15 protein-coding genes are annotated in these 20,012 nt (G+C 36.3%); 6 read left to right on the top strand and 9 right to left on the bottom strand.

All coding sequences use genetic code 11. From position 1 onward, the window contains the following. Positions 1 to 27 precede the first annotated feature (27 nt). Positions 28 to 513 carry a VanZ family protein gene (locus ACXKY9_RS26170; RefSeq protein ID WP_001080708.1) on the top strand — a complete coding sequence of 162 codons (486 nt, stop codon included), beginning with the start codon at positions 28 to 30 and terminating at the stop codon, positions 511 to 513. 72 nt (positions 514 to 585) lie between these two features. Here the strand turns inward: ACXKY9_RS26170 and ACXKY9_RS26165 are convergent, their stop codons facing one another. Further along, on the bottom strand, positions 586 to 3,342 hold the full coding sequence (locus ACXKY9_RS26165; RefSeq protein WP_000610108.1) for a DEAD/DEAH box helicase: 2,757 nt from the start codon (positions 3,340 to 3,342) through the stop codon (positions 586 to 588). Continuing rightward, complete coding sequence (locus ACXKY9_RS26160) at positions 3,326 to 4,945, bottom strand: SWIM zinc finger family protein (protein WP_000939136.1); 1,620 nt, start codon at positions 4,943 to 4,945, stop codon at positions 3,326 to 3,328. Before ACXKY9_RS26160 ends, ACXKY9_RS26165 begins: the two co-directional genes overlap by 17 nt. Before the next feature lie 158 nt (positions 4,946 to 5,103). Here ACXKY9_RS26160 and ACXKY9_RS26155 point away from each other — a divergent pair, with 158 nt between their 5' ends. Genes ACXKY9_RS26155 through ACXKY9_RS26145 form a run of 3 tightly spaced genes read left to right on the top strand, consistent with a single transcriptional unit; the run spans position 5,104 to position 8,543 of the window. Next, entirely contained in the window at positions 5,104 to 5,595 is a 492-nt protein-coding gene (locus ACXKY9_RS26155; RefSeq protein ID WP_001281755.1) for a zinc ribbon domain-containing protein, read from the top strand. 5 nt (positions 5,596 to 5,600) lie between these two features. Further along, positions 5,601 to 7,151 carry a zinc ribbon domain-containing protein gene (locus ACXKY9_RS26150; protein WP_000271641.1) on the top strand — a complete coding sequence of 517 codons (1,551 nt, stop codon included), beginning with the start codon at positions 5,601 to 5,603 and terminating at the stop codon, positions 7,149 to 7,151. 12 nt (positions 7,152 to 7,163) lie between these two features. Next, entirely contained in the window at positions 7,164 to 8,543 is a 1,380-nt protein-coding gene (locus tag ACXKY9_RS26145; protein WP_000666898.1) for a zinc ribbon domain-containing protein, read from the top strand. Between the two features lie 130 nt (positions 8,544 to 8,673). On the opposite strand, the gene ACXKY9_RS26140 is transcribed toward ACXKY9_RS26145, so the two are convergent. Both ACXKY9_RS26140 and ACXKY9_RS26135 read right to left on the bottom strand, forming a co-directional pair. Further along, entirely contained in the window at positions 8,674 to 8,976 is a 303-nt protein-coding gene (locus ACXKY9_RS26140; protein ID WP_001102537.1) for a DUF3910 family protein, read from the bottom strand. An 85-nt stretch (positions 8,977 to 9,061) separates the two neighbouring features. Next, positions 9,062 to 9,940 (bottom strand): cell wall-binding protein EntA, encoded by an 879-nt coding sequence (locus tag ACXKY9_RS26135; RefSeq protein ID WP_000733346.1) that lies wholly within the window; start codon positions 9,938 to 9,940, stop codon positions 9,062 to 9,064. Between the two features lie 664 nt (positions 9,941 to 10,604). On the opposite strand from ACXKY9_RS26135, the gene opuD reads away from it, so the two are divergent. Continuing rightward, positions 10,605 to 12,119 carry a glycine betaine transporter OpuD gene (gene opuD / locus ACXKY9_RS26130; RefSeq protein WP_001230117.1) on the top strand — a complete coding sequence of 505 codons (1,515 nt, stop codon included), beginning with the start codon at positions 10,605 to 10,607 and terminating at the stop codon, positions 12,117 to 12,119. 396 nt (positions 12,120 to 12,515) lie between these two features. Further along, entirely contained in the window at positions 12,516 to 12,650 is a 135-nt protein-coding gene (locus ACXKY9_RS26125) for a hypothetical protein (protein ID WP_000833067.1), read from the top strand. Positions 12,651 to 12,796: 146 nt separating this feature from the next. Here the strand turns inward: ACXKY9_RS26125 and ACXKY9_RS26120 are convergent, their stop codons facing one another. From ACXKY9_RS26120 to ACXKY9_RS26100, 5 genes are all read right to left on the bottom strand, one after another. Continuing rightward, positions 12,797 to 14,098 (bottom strand): glycosyltransferase family 2 protein, encoded by a 1,302-nt coding sequence (locus tag ACXKY9_RS26120; RefSeq protein ID WP_000988775.1) that lies wholly within the window; start codon positions 14,096 to 14,098, stop codon positions 12,797 to 12,799. Then, positions 14,095 to 14,850 (bottom strand): diguanylate cyclase domain-containing protein, encoded by a 756-nt coding sequence (locus ACXKY9_RS26115; protein WP_000653221.1) that lies wholly within the window; start codon positions 14,848 to 14,850, stop codon positions 14,095 to 14,097. The genes ACXKY9_RS26120 and ACXKY9_RS26115 overlap by 4 nt, the downstream gene beginning before the upstream one ends. A gap of 261 nt (positions 14,851 to 15,111) precedes the next feature. Further along, positions 15,112 to 16,323 carry a NupC/NupG family nucleoside CNT transporter gene (locus ACXKY9_RS26110; RefSeq protein WP_001051028.1) on the bottom strand — a complete coding sequence of 404 codons (1,212 nt, stop codon included), beginning with the start codon at positions 16,321 to 16,323 and terminating at the stop codon, positions 15,112 to 15,114. A gap of 366 nt (positions 16,324 to 16,689) precedes the next feature. Next, entirely contained in the window at positions 16,690 to 18,426 is a 1,737-nt protein-coding gene (locus tag ACXKY9_RS26105) for a C40 family peptidase (RefSeq protein ID WP_000760289.1), read from the bottom strand. Positions 18,427 to 18,636: 210 nt separating this feature from the next. Next, positions 18,637 to 19,521 (bottom strand): D-amino-acid transaminase, encoded by an 885-nt coding sequence (locus tag ACXKY9_RS26100; protein ID WP_074595267.1) that lies wholly within the window; start codon positions 19,519 to 19,521, stop codon positions 18,637 to 18,639. Positions 19,522 to 20,012 lie beyond the last annotated feature (491 nt).

The raw sequence follows: 20,012 nt of genomic DNA, 5'->3' as shown, positions 1-20,012 counted from the left end.
AAGATGAAGAGAGGAGAATTCTGGATAATGAATCGTAAATGGTTATTTTGGATTCCTGTATTACTATGGATGGGGCTGATTTTCTATTCTTCGGCACAACCATATAAAAAGCAGGATATGCGTTCAGATATTGAACAATATGTAAATGTTGAATTTGTGAAAGAGCATTTTTCATGGGTATCTATCGATTATGGTGGAGGAACCCCTGTTAGTATTGCGAATAAAGGTGTAGGCGGATTTATTGAGTTTTTCCTTCGTAAAGGTGCTCATTTTATGGTGTTCTTTATGCTAGGTTCATTGATTTATTACGCTTTTCATCGATCAGGTTATTCGAGGAAAAGATGTTTTATATATGCCCTTCTTTTCGTTGCGGGTTATGCAACATTTGATGAAATTCACCAATGGTTTACGGGAGACCGTACACCAATGTGGCAAGATTCATTGCTTGATACGTGCGGCGGGTTAACGGGGATTATAATAAGTAATTGGTTTTGGAATAGAAAAAAGCGCTAATCTCATTTCGAGATTAGCGCTTTTTTTGCGGGTAGTAAAACTCTACGTGATTGGCCTAATTAAAGTTTCACTTTATACACCGAGTAATTCTTTTAGTTCGTCTGTTGATAGTTCAGTCATCCAACTATCGCTTGTGATGACTGCATTGTTTAGAGATTGTTTTCTTTCTAGCATTTCATCAATTTTTTCTTCTAATGTTCCTGTTGTAATGAGTTTGTGAACATGAACAAATCGTTTTTGACCAATGCGATATGCGCGGTCTGTTGCTTGATTTTCCACAGCTGGATTCCACCAACGATCGTAGTGAATGACATGGTTGGCAGCAGTTAAGTTTAATCCTGTTCCGCCAGCTTTTAAGGATAAGATGAAAATGTCATACGTTCCGTTTTGGAACTCCTCAATCATCTTGTCGCGATCTTTTTTCGGTACACTACCGTTTAAGAAGAGGACACGCTGGCCGAATTTTTCTTCTAGCACGCGTTTTAGCATGTTCCCCATGCCGATATATTGAGTGAAGATGAGGCAACTTTCATTTTGATCTTTTATATTTTCTATGAGCTCCATTAACGTTTTTGTTTTCATAGAGCGTTCAACGACATTTTGTGGCTCTTCTTCTTTTAAATAAAGAGCTGGATGATTACAAATTTGTTTTAGCTTGTTCAGCATAAGTAATATAAAGCCGCGTCTTTCAATGCCACTTAATCCTTCGACATTTTGCAGTGTATCTTGAACAAGTTGTTCATATAAGGAAGCTTGTTCACCAGTAAGAGGACAGTAAGCTTTTTGTTCTTGTTTATCTGGTAAATTTAATGCGACTGTTTGATCTTTCTTCGTTCGGCGCAGTAAAAATGGTGAGATAAACCGTTGAACTTGCTGGATTTTTCCTTCATCACGATCCTTTTCAATTGGTGTGACGAAGCGGCGTTGGAATTGCCCTAAGCTTCCGAGATATCCATGATTAATAAAGTCGAAAATGGACCAAAGTTCAGCAAGGCGATTTTCCATCGGTGTACCAGTTAAAGCGATTTTGTGATTTGCTTGCAAGTTTCGTACTGCTTTCGACTGTTTCGTATGTGGGTTCTTAATATTTTGTGCTTCATCCAAAATAACAGCATCCCAGCATAATGAAGTTAGTTCTTCCTCATCGAGTTGAGCTAATGCATAAGATGTTAATACAACATCTGCTGATTGAAGGAAATCTTCAAAAGAATTGCCCTTATCTCTATTACTTCCGTAATGTAATTGAACACGTAAATTCGGTGCGAAACGCTCAAATTCTTTTTGCCAATTTCCAAGAACAGATGTCGGCGCTACGATTAATGCAGGGCCTGTTTTGAGATTGTTTTCTTTTATATATAGTAAGTAAGAGATTGTTTGAATACTTTTCCCGAGTCCCATATCGTCAGCTAGCAATGCTCCAAATCCAAGTTTTCGTAAATATAATAACCATTCAATGCCGTGTTGTTGATACGGGCGAAGTGTTGCGTTTAGTGAAGTAGGGACATCTACTTTTGGAATATCTCCAATATGAAGCAGCTTTTGGAATAGTTCCTCATAATATCCATCTAGTTCGATTTCAATATCAGTAAACGGACTATCATCTTCTACAATTTCTGTTTCAGCCGTATTTGATAAATGTTGCTGCAGGACATCTTTCATCTCTAGTCCGTATTTATCGGCACGGTTCATGAGTTTCCTTACTTCTTCGATAAAGGCTGGATCTAGTCGCATCCATTGACCATTTATATTAAATAGACGTTTATTTTGTTCAACGAGTTCGAAAAATTCGCTTTCTGATAAATCAATGCCGTTCGTCGAAATGCGCCAATCAAAATTAACGAGCGTATTCATACCGAAGAACGATTGTGTTTGTGCTGTATTTTGCTTCAGCTGGACACGTAATTTCGGTTTTGTTGCTTTTAAATTTTGCCACCATGATGGTAGTAAAATTGTAATACCGGCTGCAAGTAACTCGTCGCTTGCTTCTGTTAAGAAGTTCCACGCTTCTGTTTCAAAGAGTTCATTTCGGAACGTATCTCCTTCTTTTAACCACGGTATGAGTTTACTAAAACCTTCTTGTGTTTCTGTAATCCGTTCTTCGTAATCGTGCCATCTTTTCGGTAAGGAATCGATGTTTTCATATACATATATGCGATGCGCCCCGCGCTTTGGTGTCACAATTGTTTCAAGCTTCCACATTTCAAATTCTTCTTGTGGTTCTTGTAGTCTTAGTCCGATTGTAAACGGAAGATCATCTTCAATATAACCAATTTTCCGAAGCCAATCTTCTTCATGTAGTGCTGTTTCCAGTTGTCTTTTCGTAAAGTCATAATGTTCATATAGTCTTTTAGCATCTTCCCAGCCGTCATTTGAGCGGTTGTCTTGTAATATGCTTTCATTTACTGCTGCTGAGAAAAGCGATGCTAATGTGTCATCTTCAATTGGTGTATTTTGAACTTTCCAAGATGGTTGTTTAGGCCAATGATTCATATCTGGTACGAAACTACCACTCGTAAAGGCATCCCATAGTTCATTTGCATCTTTCGTAAGTGCTGTAATCATGCCGTTTATTTGAATATGTGCAAAGGAATTCATCGGTTTGTTTGCAATGTATTCAAAGGCTTGTGCATTTGTTAGCAGCACACCTTGTTTTCCTTCGAAGGTTGCTTCTTTTAGAAACGTACCGTAGAAAGAAGTGGAGTGCCATGTGAATGCATTTCGTTTCCAACTTGTTACGGATAATGGAGTACCGCTGTCATCTTCTCCCCAAAGGAACCAACCTTGACTAACATGCTGGAGCCTAATTGTTACTTCAGTTTGATTGATCATCGATTAATTTTCCTTTCCGTAATTCCTCTTGTAGTGCACGCAGACGTGAATGGAGATTGGCGATGTGAATAATGAAAGCATCCCATTCATCGGTGCGTTTTAATCGTTTATATAATGTACGTAATTTCTTTAAGTAACGAACTGCACGTTTATATGATTTACGATTTCGTTCTTCAATCGCCTCTACAGCAGCAAGATGGTAAAGAGGAAGTGCCACTTCTGGCGCTTCTTTTTCAATATCTTTCAGTGGCTCTTTCAACAGTTCGATTGCCTCAAATCCATATAAGAGATGAAGCTCTGCCCATGTGCGATACTGTTTTTTCGCGAGTACGTACTGTTCGTAGTTTGTGAAACTATACGGTAATAGTTCTTGTAAAATCATTTCAAAACCAGCTTGTTCATTTGTATGTGTTGCGTATGTTTCATACATGATTACAAATAGCCGAACGATATCTTTTATGAAAATCGTATTTTCGTGATCTTGGATCGTTTTCTTTACTTGTTTATACGTAAAGGAAAGCCAGTTTTTTGCACGATCCCATTGCATGGCACTTAATAGTTCTTCTAACCAATAGAAGTATAGACTCACAACAGAAGCAGGTTGTTTCTTTAGTAAGTCCATCGCTAGTAAATCTTCATCATTTAAAAAGAGAAGATGAGAAGACGCTAATGCTTTGGATAGTGGATTGATTTTCGTATCGATTCGTTTTTCTTCCTCTTGTATGTTCTCTTTATTGTTTAAAAGTTCACTCCATATGTGACGATAAATGAAAAATCGCTCTTGCGTATAAGCGTCGGTAGAGAAGAATACTTCATGAACGAGACGAGTTGTTTCTTGCAAAATTATTTCAGACTCTGAAGGAATCGCTTCTGATTGTAAGTCCCGAACGATGGATTCCACTTTATCTACAAATAGGCGAATGACATTAACAGGTTGGTGATAAGAATACGTTTTGTTTGCTTCGAATGCCTGAATTTCTTCTAATAATTTTTGAAAGCAGTAAATTGCTGCATGTAACCTGAATAATTCATGTATGGCGATGACGCGCGGAGCTTTCCGCTCAAGCTTCGTATAGAAATCTGTAAAGATACTCATAAGAAAATACATTTGTTTATAAGTAAGGCGAGCTTGTTCTTTTTTAAATGATTCATATTCTTTTTCAAAATATGATTCCCAACTTTTATAATCCGTTTCTTCAAAAGCTGATGATTGCAATACTTGTCTTGCAGTTCTAATAGGAGGAAGGGAAGGTTTCGTATTATTTTTAAATAAAGTTAATACATCTCCTACTTGCCCGAAACTAGACGCTGCAGATAGTAATACAGCGAGCATATGCTCACATTGTGTTGGTGCGAAGCAATCACAATAACTTTCAGCGACATTACGAATCGGAATATGAACGCTATATACGTTGCCTTCCGCATCTACAGTTCCTGACAGTGTATAACCATCAAAGTCAACGTTGTAGACAACACCACTACGATATAGGTGCCGAGCTGTAGCGACATGTTCCTGATCAGCTGTTTGCTGTGGATCTAGTCCTTGAACGAACTCATTCGCAATCATCATAATTTCATCTTTCGTAATTGAGTGTTGCAGCATAATATTCCTCCGTACACATATTTCTTTCCTTTACCATTATAAACAAAAAATGCTCAAAACAGAAAAAATGAAATTTGGATTACATAACTTGAAAATCATGGTAATATATAAAATGTTAATTTCATATATGAATATATACGTATAGGAGGAGAAGTAATTTGTCAGATTTACAGACGAAGTTAGGTAGTGGAATGAATAAGTTACAAGAAGGAATAGAACAAGGGAAAATGAAGTTGCAAGTTGCACAAGAAATTGCTCAATTGAAAAAGGGAATGCAAGTGCAAATGCAGAAAAAAGCAGAGGTTCTATTAGAGGTTGGGCAGCAAGTGTATGTTCAATTAAGAGGAAGTGGAGTAAATGAAGCGAGCTTAAAAGAAATGATTGCTCCAGTTCAAGAATTTGATGTAGCTATTTATCAAGCAAGAAAGCGCATTGTTGAATTGCAAAAACAACAAGGTGAAAAAGCTACATGTGAATGTGGTGGACCTTTATCAATAAATGATAAGTTTTGTGGTTCGTGTGGAAAATCTAACCCGATGTTAGCGGTAGAAAATGAAGGTGAAACGGTAAATTGTATTTCATGTAATGAGCATATCGATAAAAACTCTACTTACTGTCCAGTTTGTGGAATTAAGCAAAGTGGGGAGTGAATTAAATGTATTGTCGCACATGTGGAAAACAACATGGTGAAGAAGTAAATTATTGCCCAAATGAAGGTAGTATGGAGATTGCAGGAGCTATAGATGCAGTAACATTAGAAAAAGATACTGCAAAATACTGCAAAGGTTGTGGCAGTGAAAATGCTCAAAAAAATTTATATTGTCAAAAGTGCGGGTATTCTTTATCTGTTGTGAAGAAAAAAGAACAATCTGTAAAATTGCCTACAATGGATGGTGCTCCTAAAGTTGAATTTAAAGCAGATAAAGCCGTGTTACAAAAAGGTTTTATTGGTGGGGCTGTTGCAAGTATTCTCATGTTAATTGCTGGTTGGATTGGTAGTTTATTATTTGCTTCTATGTTAAGTGAGATGTTTAGCAAATTTGCGAAAGAATTAGAAATGTTGCCAAGTTTTTATTCGAGTGCAACTTCTACGATGTTAAGTTACCATTTACTTGGTTTTACAGCTAACGATGATAGTGGATTGATATTTTCTTTATCTTGGCATACTCCATTTACATTATTATTAATCATTCCATTTATTATTTTCGCTGGTACAGGAATTTGGTTAGGGAAACAGCATGTTGCGAAAACGATTAAAGATCAAATCTTTATGGCAGCAACAGTTGGTATTATTTATGGCGTCTTTTTATTCATTATAAGTTTTATAGCATCACAATCTTTTGCAATTCCATTCTCAGAAGCAGGTAAGATTACGGTTGGCTATTCAGCGATTAAGAGTTTATTGAGTGGTGTTGTATGTGGGACATTATTTACCTTATTAGGATTTATTGCTCATACAAGCAAAAACAATATGGCAGTAGCATTTCAAGAGTTAATGCCATATGGAGCGTCTGTGTATTACGGTGTTTCAGCTATGATAAAAGGACTATTAGTAACAGCGATAGCGGTTTGTATTATGGCGTTAGTAAGTAAGGAAGACGGTATTGAACCATTAAAAGAAATAACAATTTTAAAATCTGAAAGTACATTATTAGCATTAGAGTTAACACCTCAATTATGGAGTATGGCTCATTTTGCGCCGTTAGAAGTATCAAGTCCAGCACTTAGTAAAGAATTTACTAGAATTGGTAAGAAATCAAATACATATGAGAGCACGCTATCGTTTTCATTTATATCAGGCGTCTCTGTAAATGGCGTAGAGCTTAGGGAGATATTGATTTCAAAAGGAGCAAATGAGGAAAGCCTTGCAGAATTTGATAAAGTGAATAATGTATTCCATTATGGTTTATTACTGCTTATTATTCCATTGTTCTTTATGTTTAGAGCGGGAAGAAAGTTAGCTAAATTACCGACCGCCAATATATATATTACATTAGCGGTATGTAGTGGTTCTTACACAATTATGATGATTGTAATGAATATGATTTCTAAGTTCCAAATTAATGTTTCAGGAACGGTAACAGGTTTATTTGGAACAAGTGGAACGGTATTATCTATGCAAAATTCATTTATATATTTAACTTTGTTTAGCTTGATTGTGACATATGTAGCGGCATTTGCTGGAATGAAATTAGCTAAAAAATAGGAGGAGAGCACGTTGAAGTTTTGTGGAACATGTAAAAAGAATGTTGCAGACCATTTGAACTTTTGTCCTGAGTGTGGGAGTAAAGTAGAAGTAATCGTTGATAACACTGCTGCTTCATATACAGAATTACAAAGCGAGACAAAATCAGTGAAAAGTAAGAAAAATTTATTTTTGATCATTGGTTTTGCTGTTATTGCTGCATTATTATTTGGGGCATATAAATTTGGAGCATATAAGTTTTCAAAAGAAAAGCAAGTAAATGTAATGATTGAAGCATTCCAAAAGAAAGATATTAATGCAATTGATGAGTTTGTAAAAGCGAATGATTCAAGCTTAAAGATTAAGACAGAGGATATTAAAGCGTACATGCGTTATTTAAAAGAGAATCCTTCTTACAACAAACAATTACTGTCTTATTTACAGAAAGAGACAGTAGATCAAAAGTTAACTAAAGATAAATCTTCATTTAAGGACGGGGAAATAGTAGAAGAGGGAAAAGAGTGGTTCTTATATCCAAAGTATAAGTTCAGCATGAAATCTTATTATATGAGCATTAGTACAACTGCAAAAAATGCAGAAATACATGTGAATAACAAAAAAGAAACAGAGCTTTCTAGTGATAAAACTTCGAAAGAGTTGGGGCCATACTTCCCAGGTACATATGTTGTAAAGGCAACGGCGAAGACAGAACTGACTGAATTAGAAACAGAGAAAGAAGTAGATTTAGCGGATGAACAGAGCGAGAAGGTGAAAGTGGATTTATCGCTTGAAGGTAAGTATGTAAGCATTTCTTCTGATGAAAGTGATGCAACTGTATTTGTGAATGGGAAAAAACGTGGAAAATTAAATTATGGAAGTTATAAGCTTGGCCCTGTATCCACAGATGAAACAGTAGAAGTACATTTAGAGAAAACTACTGATTTTGGTGTGATGAAATCTGAAAGTGTTAAAATTGGAGACCAAAGCACGTATTACTTAAAATTCCCGAAAGAAACATCAAGTTCAGCAGTGGGCGAATTTGTAAGAAATCATATTTATGATAACGTACGTGCAATTTCATTAAATGATTTTAGTTTAATTGAAAAGAATTATGATAAGAGTGGGAAATCGTATAAGGAAGACCGTGATTATATACAGTATTTACACAAAAAAGGAATTACAGAAGACTTATTAACGATGGAAGTTCGTAATGTAGAGCGTCAAAGTGATACGAAATATAAAGTAACGACATATGAAGAGTATCATATTCGTTACGGTGATGGATCTGTGAAGTTCAAAAGTTTTAATAGCGAACATATTGTAACTGTGAATGGAAATGGAAAGATGTTGTATCATTCTCTTGGTGCAAATAATACGTTGAAATCAGAAGATGTATCTGGTCCAACTCGTTAATATGAGAGAAGCTGTTCAATATTTGAACAGCTTCTTTTTTGTAGCTAAATCGATATTTCGTGTCCAACCGTTGATATATCGTAAGTTATGATAGATATAATTGAAAAATCGTTGATATATTTTTTTACAATTATGAGTGTGTTTCCTTTAATATTTCTTGTACATATGGATCATGTAATATTTGCTCTATAATTGGTAACATGTTTTGTTCAAATGGAATGTCGATAGGAAATGGCTTTTGAGAGCCTGGTTTTATTCCATATTGCACAATTTTGTAATGTGTATTGTTTTCAGACTTGAGCACAATTAACTTATAGCGTTTATCATCGCCAGCGAGTGAAAAATCAATAGAAGTAGCGTTATATGTCACTTCATCTTTATATATGTACGGTTTTGGCGTACCAATCCAGTCTACTTTTGCTTGTACATTCATGGGCATAGCCTCCTTATATGTATTATAAATAAATACAAGCCAGCTCTCAATAAAGAGAACCGGCTTGTAATTTAGCAGTTATTGGTTATTTTAAAATTTTCACTTTAACAGTTTTGCGTCCCCATTTTTGAGCAGCGCTATCTGATCCAAGTAAGATATCGATACGGTTACCTTTAATTGCACCACCAGTATCTCCAGCGATAGCTTCTCCGTAACCTTCTACCCATACTTTAGATCCTAATGGGATTACTTTCGGGTCAACAGCGATCATTTTCATGTTTGGATTCGCAGTTAAATCATGACCCATTGCAGTTAATACACGGCCGCCATATGTGCCACCGTTTTCGCTCGGGTGAGCTGTATATGCTGTAGCTACAACTGTTAACTCACGACCACCAGATGGTTCGCTAGTTTCAGCAGCTTTCACAGCAGGCTTAGCAGCTGGTTTTGCTTGTGCTACAGGTGTTTGAGCCTTAGCTGGTGCTTCAGCTTTAGCAGGAGCCGTTGTTTCTTGTTTCTCAATTACAGGTGCTGTACCTGTTAAGAAAGGAACATGAACATAAGCTGTTTTCCCGTTATATTCAAATTGTAACCACTCATTTTGTACTTGGTTCGTTGTTTCGATTACATCGTCTTTCTTCAACTTTCCAAGAACCTCTGAGTTTGTGTTCGCTTCAGCACGTACGTTTAATACGTTAGCTGTTACGTAGTAGATGCTTTTTGTGAACTCTGCACTTACGAATGCGTCTTTACCGTCTAAAGTAACTTTTGACCATCCGTTCTCTGTATTTTGTACATCTATTTTATTACCGTTTAGTAATTTACCGACAACTTTTGATTCCGTAGTAGGGTTTTCGCGTACGTTTAGTACATCTGTTGTTACAACAGTTTCTGCATTAGCAGATGATGTGAAAATCCCAAGACCAAAAACTGCTGCTGTTGCTATACCAATTAATTTTTTCATGATAGCCTCCATTGCGTTTGTTTTCGTGTCCTCATTATAGCAACAGATTTTTTCGGATTTGGGGAAAACACACAATTACAAACCATTCGTAATAAGTCGTTAATATCCTGTAATATAACAAAAAATATAAGAAAGCGTTTTTCATTCTATATGAATCATAGGTTTCTAGTTATATTCAAAATATTTAATACAACATGTTTTTTTCGACGTAAATAAAAATATTACAGTAATGTTACATAATGTTTACTAAACGATTACATTCCTTGAGTATTTTACCGTTTTATGGGTAATATAGTTATATAAACATAAACATTTTGTTTGTGAAGCTATAAACACGTGCTATATACTAGAAAAAAAACCGCATAATTGTTACAAAACGAAAGGGTTGCAAGGAAGAAATTTGCCCTTTTTTACATATGTAACACATCCTTTTTTAGGAAAATACATTCCTATCCGCGTTTTTCTCACACAATTTGACAGCAGTATTTCTAGCTTGTAGCTCTTGCAGAGTGAAAAGGTTATACGAAAGGTAAGGCTGTCCATAAGAATTCGAATTGGTGAAGGTGAAAGTAAGAAAATCACCGCAAAATTATAGTTTTCTATCCGATTTTACATATCGGAATTTATGTTATTTACAAAAGCGAAACCTACGAAGGGGGATTTGATGAGGAAACTGACAAAAACATTCATCGTTTCATTAACATTATGTATTGCATTTACAATTTGGGGGATTATTCCCGAATCTATTATTGGAAAAGGTAGTTTAGGAAATGTAACAACCGCAATTCAAACTGCATTAGTTAGTAAGTTCGGCTGGTTTTATATTATTTCCGTTTCTATTATTTTAGGTGTGTCTATCTTTTTAATTGTTTCGAAATACGGTTCTATTCGTTTAGGTAAAGATGATGACGAACCTGATTATAGTTATATGACATGGTTTGCTATGCTATTTAGTGCTGGTATGGGTATCGGCTTAGTTTTCTGGGGCGTTGCTGAACCATTAAACCATTTATACGCACCTCCGTTTGGAGAAGGTGCAACTGAGGAAAGTGCGCGTCTTGCACTGCGTTTTTCATTTTTCCATTGGGGATTACATCCTTGGGGACTATATGCGTTTGTAGCGTTATGTATTGCTTACTTTACCTTTAGAAAAGGAAAAGCAAGTACGATTAGTGCGACAGTAGGTCCGTTATTTAAGGGCGGGGAACACGGGCGTATTGCTCATTCATTTGATGTGTTAGCTGTTTTTGCAACTGTGTTCGGTGTTGCAACGTCATTAGGTCTCGGTGCAAAACAAATTGCAGGTGGTGTTAGCTATTTAACATCTATCCCAAATTCATTAACGACACAGTTAGTTATTATTGCAATCGTAACAGTATTATTTATGTTATCTGCGCAAACAGGTCTGGATAAGGGAATTAAATATTTAAGTAATACGAACATTATTTTTGCGTTTGCACTTATGATTATTGTATTATTTGCGGGTCCAACAAACTTTATTATGAATTACTTCACTTCAACAATCGGTTCTTATATTCAGGAATTACCAAGCATGAGCTTCCGTTTAAGTCCATTAGACGAAGGTGGGAACCAATGGATTCAATCGTGGACAATTTTCTATTGGGCATGGTGGATTGCATGGTCACCATTCGTAGGTACGTTTATTGCTCGTGTTTCACGAGGTCGTACAATTCGTGAATTTGTAATCGGTGTGTTACTTGTGCCGACCGTAATTGGTGCACTTTGGTTCTCTGTTTTCGGCGGAACAGGTATTCATATGGAGCTGTTTGGTGATGCACATATCTTCGAAAAAGTGAAAGAGATGGGAACAGAAGTAGGATTATTCGCTATGTTCGATCAGATGGGCAGCTTTGGATCAGCTTTATCAGTTTTAGGTATTTTACTTATTGCAACATTCTTTATTACATCTGCAGACTCTGCAACATTCGTTTTAGGGATGTTAACGACACATGGTAGTTTAAACCCACCAAATCGTATTAAAATGATTTGGGGTATCGTTCTAGCCGCGATAGCTTCTACGCTATTATATATTGGCGGATTAGAAGCATTACAAACGGCAGCTATTATTGCAGCGTTCCCGTTCGTCTTTGTTATTTTCTTTATGATGGCAGCATTATTTAAAGAGTTACAAAAAGAAGGACGTATGAAGCGTCATTAATAATAGAAGGAAAAGAGCTGATTTCATATCAGCTCTTTTTTTATCCCTCTATTTGCTGAGCAGTAAGAACCCCACCTCAAAATTCAGCAAAAGCAAATAAATCGAGCTGCTTGTAAAAGCCCCATTGGTGATGGCTAATGAAAGTTTCACTTTATATAGAAGGAATTTAAAATGCGGGTAGGGGAAATAAAATACTTTACCACATAAGTAGTATGCCTTTTATACGAAGAAAAAACGATAGGTTTCGACAATATTCGATCCCTTACGAATTCTATTCATATTTTTGACAAAAAATTGTCGGAAATGTGTTGTCACGTTTATATATATGTGCTATATTATTTCCTGTAAGCGATTTCAAATAGTTTTAAAGCGCATTCAAGGGGGACATCTAGAATAATGAAACGTTACGAAAGAAAGTGGAAGCATATTTGTTTGAAACGTGTGGCACATCGTAGTGTCCAAGAAAGCACGGAACCTAAGACTGAAACGCGCAAAGAACAGCAAGAGAAGCAATTGGTTCTACAAAAATAGCAATCACTTTTTCGTATATAAATGAAGGTCGATCGTTCGTTGGGGGATGGACGTGAAATTACTTTCAGCTAAGGGGTATTGTCTGATATATAATTTATACGGCAATAAATAAGCACAGAGCATACGGCGCTCTGTGCTTATTTTTATTATTTATCTTTTTTGAATCGAACTGTTTTATCCCAGCCAATGACTTGTTTCTTGCTCTTTGCACGTAAGTATAAGATTAAGCTACGAATAAATAAGTACGTAAAGAGCTGTGCGTACGTAAAGTACATAATAACGCTAATAAAAATATTAGTCGGTGTAAAGGTTCGTTCGACACTCTGGGCACTAAATAATTGAGAAACATATGTAATATATGCGACATACCACATAAATAGTAGCGGAATGCTATATTGAATTTGGAATATCCCGAGCAGCCCAATTACAAACCAAACGTTCGAAATGATTAGGAATAGCCAAAATACAACATACACTAGAACTTGTTGTAAGGAATGAACAAGCAGCTTTCCTTTAAAGAAACTTAGTGATGAGAACATTTTTTCTAAAATATATAAATTCCCTTGGAGCCAACGTGTACGCTGTTTAATAAGAATTTTTAAATGCTCTGGTTCTTGTTCCCAAGTAACTGATTCTGGGACGATTGGTAAGAGATAACCTTTTTGTGTAATTCGTAATGTTAATTCAGCATCTTCTGCAATTGCATAAGGGTCATAGCCACCAAGCTCTTCTAGTGCGGAGCGACGAAGAAGCATATTTGTTCCTGTCAGTGAGCCTGTTTGGAATAGTAACCAGCGTCCAGATTGCATAAGGAGCTGGAAGATTTGAAATTCTAGCGAAATCATTCGCGTCAACCAGTTTCTTTTTTCGTTTACTGTACGAACGTGTCCAACAGCTCCAACAGCATCTTCAGTTGTTTCAGCGTGCTCTACAAGCATTCGCAGTGCGTGTGGTTCAGGCTGGTTATCTGCATCGTAAACACAGAAGTATTCACCATCTGAAATACTAAGCCCGTAGTTTAATACACGTGATTTACCCTTCGGTTCACCGGGAGGAACACGAATGTGGCGAATATGAGCATAAGCTTTGTCGAAATCATCGCCGATTTCAGGTGTTTCATCTTGAGAGTTATCATTTAATAAATAAATAGTTAGCTTTCCTGGATATTCAATCTTCGCCATCGCCTCTAAAGTATCTTTAATAACGACACCTTCATTATGGGCAGGTATGAAAATATCGACGCTCGGATAATGTTCTAGCGTACGATCTTTTCGTTTACTATTTCGGTGAATTAGGCCCGCGATTGTTAATAAAGAGTAGTAAACGAGTAAGCCAGAGAATAGAAAAGCCGTAAAAATAAGTACATATTTAATTGAAAATGTGATACTAATCCAAAAAACGAGTACGCAAAACAGAAGGAATAAAAGAAGTATAACGAGAGTCATCATAACAGGGTTTGTCCTTTGTTTCCAATTTGCTCGCGTGAAATTTTTATATCTCGGATTGCTTCAGCAGCAAGCCATTGCTCCATTTTTGGCTTTAGGCGGTTCATTACAATGTCAGCACCAGCTTCATTTGTGTTTTGTAATAAAATAACTAGCGTATTATTATCATATTTAGCAGCAAGGTCAAAATCATTCCTTACTGTTTCAACTAATAAAGAAGCTACACGGTTCATAACACTTTCCTTCGTATATTTACTAAAGGAAGTGAAATCAAAGTAAATGATAACGCCTGTTTCATTACGACGATTCATTGCAGTCGTTAATAACGCTTGGCGTCTCTCGAATTCTTGTCTTGTTAGTAATTTTGATTCTCCAATATATTGTTCTAATGTTCTCACACGCTCAGTTAAAGTTTTATTTTCATGAATCACTTTTTTCAATAGGTGAGTTGTTATATATACAATGAAGAAGTTAGCTGCCATCAGGAAGTGGATAATCATATATTGCCATTGATCTGATGTACTCCATAAGTGAAGCCATGCTTGATAGAACAAATAAAATACGGAAATAATGGTTCCTAGTATGAAGAAAACAAATGCTGTTTTGTCAGCTAAAAATAAGAATAGTACATTTACGATTACGTATATTATTGTAAAAATGAGCGCATGCTCATATTTCGTCACATGTACAGTAGTAAAATAAAATACAATTTGTAAAATCCACATAGAGAGGATTTTATAGAATTTATCTTTCACAAAACTTTCCTCCTTAAAGCTATTTCATCAATAGATACTTGTAGTATGCGCAATTATTAAGAAATTGACCATGTCGTTACACTCTTTTGAAGGGCAACAACAAGTAGTATCTCTATTTTCATCGGAAAAATAAAAAGACTTAAAGATTATTGTATCATAATGTTCTTATATTTGGGATAAAGTGATTAATAGATGCATAAAAGACGTTTGGATTGCATGAAAAAAGTCTCCTCTTGTAGAAAGAGAAGACTTTATATAAGTTTATAGGAACATCATACCTGCAACTGCTGCATTTAAGAAGTTCGCTAATGTACCAGCGATAACTGCTTTAATCCCTAATTGTGCAATTTGTTTACGGCGAGTAGGAGCTAGCGTTCCTGTTACACCTAATTGAATTGCGATAGAAGAGAAGTTTGCGAATCCACAGATTGCGAATGTTAAAATTAGATTTGTCTTGTCAGAGAAATCTGCCATGTGTGGTCCTAAGTTTGCGTATGCAACGAATTCGTTGATTGCAAGTTTTTGACCAATAAAGCTTGCTGCTTGTACAGCTTCACCTGGAGAAACCCCGATTAAGATTGCGAATGGTGATAGTAAGTAGCCGAAGATTAAATCAAGGCTAAGTTTAATATGGAATAAAGACCCAACTAATCCTAATAGCCCATTTAATAAAGCGATTAATGCGATGAAAGCCATTAACATTGCTGCTACGTTAATAACAAGTTGCATACCTTCAGATGCGCCGCGTGCAGCTGCATCAATAACATTTGCGTCTTCACGTTCTGTAGAAAGTTCAACGTTATTATCTACTTTTTCTGTCTCTGGCATGATTAGTTTCGCAATTAATAAGCTCGATGGAGCCGCCATAATTGCAGCTGCTAATAAGTGCTCTAACGGAATACCCATTGCTGCATAACCGACAAGAACGGATCCAGCAACAGCTGTCATACCGCTTACCATAATAGTGAAGAATTCACTATTTGTTAAGCGTGCTAAGTAAGGTTTAATTAAAATTGGAGCTTCAGTTTGTCCTAAAAATACAGTCGTTACTGAGTTTAGGCTTTCTGCTTTAGAAGTTCCAAGAAGTTTACTTAATGCACCACCAACGATGCTAACAAATTTCTGCATAATACCGAAATAATATAAGATTGCTACTAATGAACTAATAAATACGATTGGAAGTAGTGCTTGAATAAAGAATACAAATCCCCAAGGTCCCTTTGCGTTGACTAAATCCCCGGTAACGAACTTAATTCCCTCGTAAGAAAAATTAATTAATCCTTGAACACCGTCAGCAGCGTGTTTTAAACCTGCTTTACCAGCGTCCCATCGTAATACGATAAATGAAAATGACATTTGTAATGCTAGCGCGATTAAAATTGTGCGCCAATTAATAGCTTTGCGGTTGGAAGATAGTAGAAAAGCAATTGCTAATACTCCAATCACGCCGCCAATTCCCCATAAAAGATTCATGCAGTGTATGCTCCTTCCTCATAGTAAAAACAGTGTATAAACCAGTTGTCTATACGTTTGCGAATATAACATCTTTAGTAACTTATCATAATGGACATCGGAGGTCAAACGTCTAATGAAAAGTTTAAATAAAAAGAAAATTCTTCAAAAAAACACATATAAAATAAATAGACATGAAATAGGTTATGTTTTTTATGAAAATATATACATTATGATAACGTTATGCATTGTTTTTGTAGAATAAAGTGTATGAAATGGAAGAATGGATACATTATTTTTATAGAGGGAAGCTAGGGGAAAGGGAGTAATGTGTTGAAATCGTACAAAAAAGCCTTCTAGTAAACTAGAAGGCTTTGAAACTATTAATTAAGGTGCTTTCGTGTATCCTAAGAAGTGGCTCTTCCAATAAGAGTTACTTAATGAAGCGATTGCTACACCTTTATCTCCAGCTTGGATAAATGATCCGCCCCCAAGGTAAATACCCATGTGAGAAGGACCAGATTTATAAGTGTTTTGGAAATAAATTAAGTCACCAGGTTGTGGACTTGAAGTTTGTGGTAGGCTACTCCAATATCCTGCAACACTTTGGCGGCTAATGTTATGACCAAATTTCTTAAATACGTGGTAGATGTAGCCACTGCAGTCTACGCCGTTAGCAGAAGTTCCGCCCCAAACGTACGGTACACCTTGCATTGATTTTGCATATGCAAGTACGGAAGAACTGTCGCCGCTATTGTTGCCTGTATTATTATTGTTGTTATTGTTTTGATTGTTATTTTGGTTATTGTTAGGCTTATTATCTACTGCGCCTCCAACTGGTGTTTTAGATAGGTAACGTGTTCCGATATAACCAGTTTGCCCGTTGTAGTTAATTTTGCTCCATCCAGAGTTTTCAGAGATTACTTGAACCTTCTGACCTTGTGGAAGTGCGCCTATGATTCTATAATTTGTACCTTCGCCGCTACGTACATTTAGTGCAGAAGCATTAATGTAGTAATCGCCAATTGCACCTTGGTTAGGTTGTTCAGGTTGTTTTGGTTGCTCAGGAGTAGTAGTGCCACCTTTAACGAATTTTACAAATTCGCTACTAACAAAGCCTGTTTTTCCTTGGTAATTTACTTTAAACCAACCGTTTTCAGATCCAACTACGTTTAATGTGGTGCCGTTTAAAACGCCACCAATTACACTATGGTAAGCGGCAGGGCCTGTACGAACACGTAAAGATGTAGCGTTAACTACGTAAGAACCGCCAGTTTGAATAGTTCCATTATTATTGTTTTGCTCTTGTTTGTTGCCTTCTGTAACGTTTTCGTTAGAACCGCCTTTTGTTACATAGTCTTTGCTTATATAAGCAGTTTGTCCTGCGTAATTGATTTTGAACCAATCTTGAACTTCTCCAACAACTTGTACTACTTGTCCTTTTGTAACAGAACCTACAGTTGTGTGAGAAGTGCTAGGACCTGTACGAACGCGAAGGGAAGATACATTTACTGTATAGTTTCCGCTTGCTGGTTTTACTTCTTGGTTGTTATTATTCGTATTGTTGTTTGAAGAACCTGCATTAGAAGAAACGCCAGATACGAATTCGCCACTTACATAACCTACTTGTCCATTATGGTTAATTTTCACCCAACCATTTTCTTGTCCAATTACGTTTAATGTTTGTCCTTCATATACACGCCCAGAAACAGAACTAGATGTGTTAGGAGCTGTACGTACACGTAATACATCAGCGGTAACTTTATTGTTTCCACCTGTACTTACATTGTTGTTTGCTGCGCCACTTTTTGATACAAATTCGCCACTAACAAAGCCTGTTTGTCCATTAATGTTAATTTTGAACCAACCGTTTTCTTCGCCAATCACGTTTAGTGATTGACCGTTATAAACGCGTGAGATGATGTCGTGAGAAGTGTTTGATCCCGCACGAACATGTAATACGCTCGCGTTTACCTTATAAGATGAGCTGTTTGATGCAGAAGCTTGGACAGTTGTAGCAGCTTTTTGTGTATTTTGTTCAGGTGCAGCTTGAACACTATCAAGTGTAGGTGCTGCTCCTCCTGCTACAGACACTGCCGCAAGACCGGCAAGATACTTTTTCATAATTTGTCGATTCCTTTCTGTCTGTAATGTAGTGAAGAAATATTTACCAACTGTTAAAAATTCTAAAGAGCATGTCGATTACTGTCAAGACTTATATAGGAATCTGAATATGACAAAAAGATTACAAGAAAAAAATCAAGGCATAAAATTACACCTTGATTTCCATTTAAATGCATATATTGAATATGAAAGGACAGAAATTATTCGTGTTTAAGAAGATGCCATATTGGATTGTAATAAGATTTGATTAAAAGATTTTTGCAGTTTTTTGGTGATAGGCCCAACTTGCCCATCTTGAATCGCGGTCCCATCAAGGTGGGTCATTGGTAAAATTTCAATCGTTGTGCCTGTAAAAAAGCATTCATCTGCTTGATAAACGTCACGAACGCTGAAAAGTTCTTCCTGCACAGGAATGTGAAGAGTATTCGCTAAAGAAAGGACATATTGACGAATAATGCCATTTAAAATAAGGTGATTGGCTGGATGTGTGTAAAGCGTTCCGTTTTTAATTAAAAAGAAGTTGGAATGGCTTCCTTCCGTTACAATACCGTTCCTTACGAGAAGTGCCTCTTTACAGCCTTTCCGTTCAGCTTTCGTAGCAGCTAGTACGTTTGGTAATAAATTTAATGATTTAATGTCACAGCGTAGCCATCGAGTATCGGGTTCTGATATAGCGCGTATACCATATTCAATCCATAAAGCCGGTCGTTCTTTTTTTGTAATATAGGCATAAATTGTCGGAGGGTTGTCATATGAAAATACATGTGTGCGAGCTTGTACACCACGAGATACTTGCAAATAAATGGTGCCATCTTCGTGGAAATGGTTTCGTTCAATTAATTTGTAAAGTAAAGTGATGAGCTCAGCTTTTGAGAAAGGGAGCGATAATTCTACTTCTTCCATGGATCGATATAATCTCGTTATGTGCGGATCTAATAAATGAAAGTTCCCTTTATATAGGCGAATAACCTCATAGACACCATCTCCGAACTGCGAACCTCTTTCTTCAAGTTCTATGTACGTTTGTTGTTTTGTTGTATCAATAACTTCATCATTCCAAAGTACAAATTTTTCGTATGCCAATTTCCGTCCCATCCTTTCGTAAGTACGTAAGTAACGTGAAACTTTCATTCATGCGAGATAAAAATCACTATAGTAATTTTTATGTGAGCAATTCTCTACATATGACCATATATGTATTTGTAAATCATAGAGAAATAAGGATGATCTACCCCGCATTAACGGCAGTAAAGCCCCTACTTACAAATTCCGGTAGAGCAAAGAAGTGAAGTGGGCGAATCACTGCCCGTAAATGCCCGATTGATGAGGGCTGATTAAAGTTTCACTTTACAGCATTTTGTATATACAAATTCGAAAATAAGAAATGAGAATCCTGCTTTTAAATAAAAAAAAGCAACATTCTTATGGAATGCTGCACAAGGAGGGTAGCTATCTTTCATAGGGACATTGTCTCGTTGAATGCTTTGTGTATGGAAACAAAACAAGTTGAAAGACAATTATAAGAAAGTAGAAACAAAAGATTTACACATTTCTTTAAGGGATCTTACGAAAGATGAGAGATAAGA

This window comes from Bacillus sp. 2175 (genome assembly GCF_057812155.1).
The sequence above is the reverse complement of the archived record's forward strand: the minus strand, read 5'-3'. Positions and strand labels throughout refer to the sequence as shown.

What these genes read in the sequence shown, in the direction of transcription:
- ACXKY9_RS26125 (WP_000833067.1), top strand. Translation starts at nt 12,516, where the DNA reads ATGAAACGTTACGAAAGAAAGTGGAAGCATATTTGTTTGAAACGTGTG.
- ACXKY9_RS26150 (WP_000271641.1), top strand. Translation starts at nt 5,601, where the DNA reads ATGTATTGTCGCACATGTGGAAAACAACATGGTGAAGAAGTAAATTAT.
- ACXKY9_RS26120 (WP_000988775.1), bottom strand. Translation starts at nt 14,098, where the DNA reads ATGATGACTCTCGTTATACTTCTTTTATTCCTTCTGTTTTGCGTACTC.
- ACXKY9_RS26110 (WP_001051028.1), bottom strand. Translation starts at nt 16,323, where the DNA reads ATGAATCTTTTATGGGGAATTGGCGGCGTGATTGGAGTATTAGCAATT.
- ACXKY9_RS26170 (WP_001080708.1), top strand. Translation starts at nt 28, where the DNA reads ATGAATCGTAAATGGTTATTTTGGATTCCTGTATTACTATGGATGGGG.
- ACXKY9_RS26165 (WP_000610108.1), bottom strand. Translation starts at nt 3,342, where the DNA reads ATGATCAATCAAACTGAAGTAACAATTAGGCTCCAGCATGTTAGTCAA.
- ACXKY9_RS26105 (WP_000760289.1), bottom strand. Translation starts at nt 18,426, where the DNA reads ATGAAAAAGTATCTTGCCGGTCTTGCGGCAGTGTCTGTAGCAGGAGGA.
- ACXKY9_RS26140 (WP_001102537.1), bottom strand. Translation starts at nt 8,976, where the DNA reads ATGAATGTACAAGCAAAAGTAGACTGGATTGGTACGCCAAAACCGTAC.
- ACXKY9_RS26135 (WP_000733346.1), bottom strand. Translation starts at nt 9,940, where the DNA reads ATGAAAAAATTAATTGGTATAGCAACAGCAGCAGTTTTTGGTCTTGGG.
- opuD (WP_001230117.1), top strand. Translation starts at nt 10,605, where the DNA reads ATGAGGAAACTGACAAAAACATTCATCGTTTCATTAACATTATGTATT.
- ACXKY9_RS26100 (WP_074595267.1), bottom strand. Translation starts at nt 19,521, where the DNA reads ATGGGACGGAAATTGGCATACGAAAAATTTGTACTTTGGAATGATGAA.
- ACXKY9_RS26160 (WP_000939136.1), bottom strand. Translation starts at nt 4,945, where the DNA reads ATGCTGCAACACTCAATTACGAAAGATGAAATTATGATGATTGCGAAT.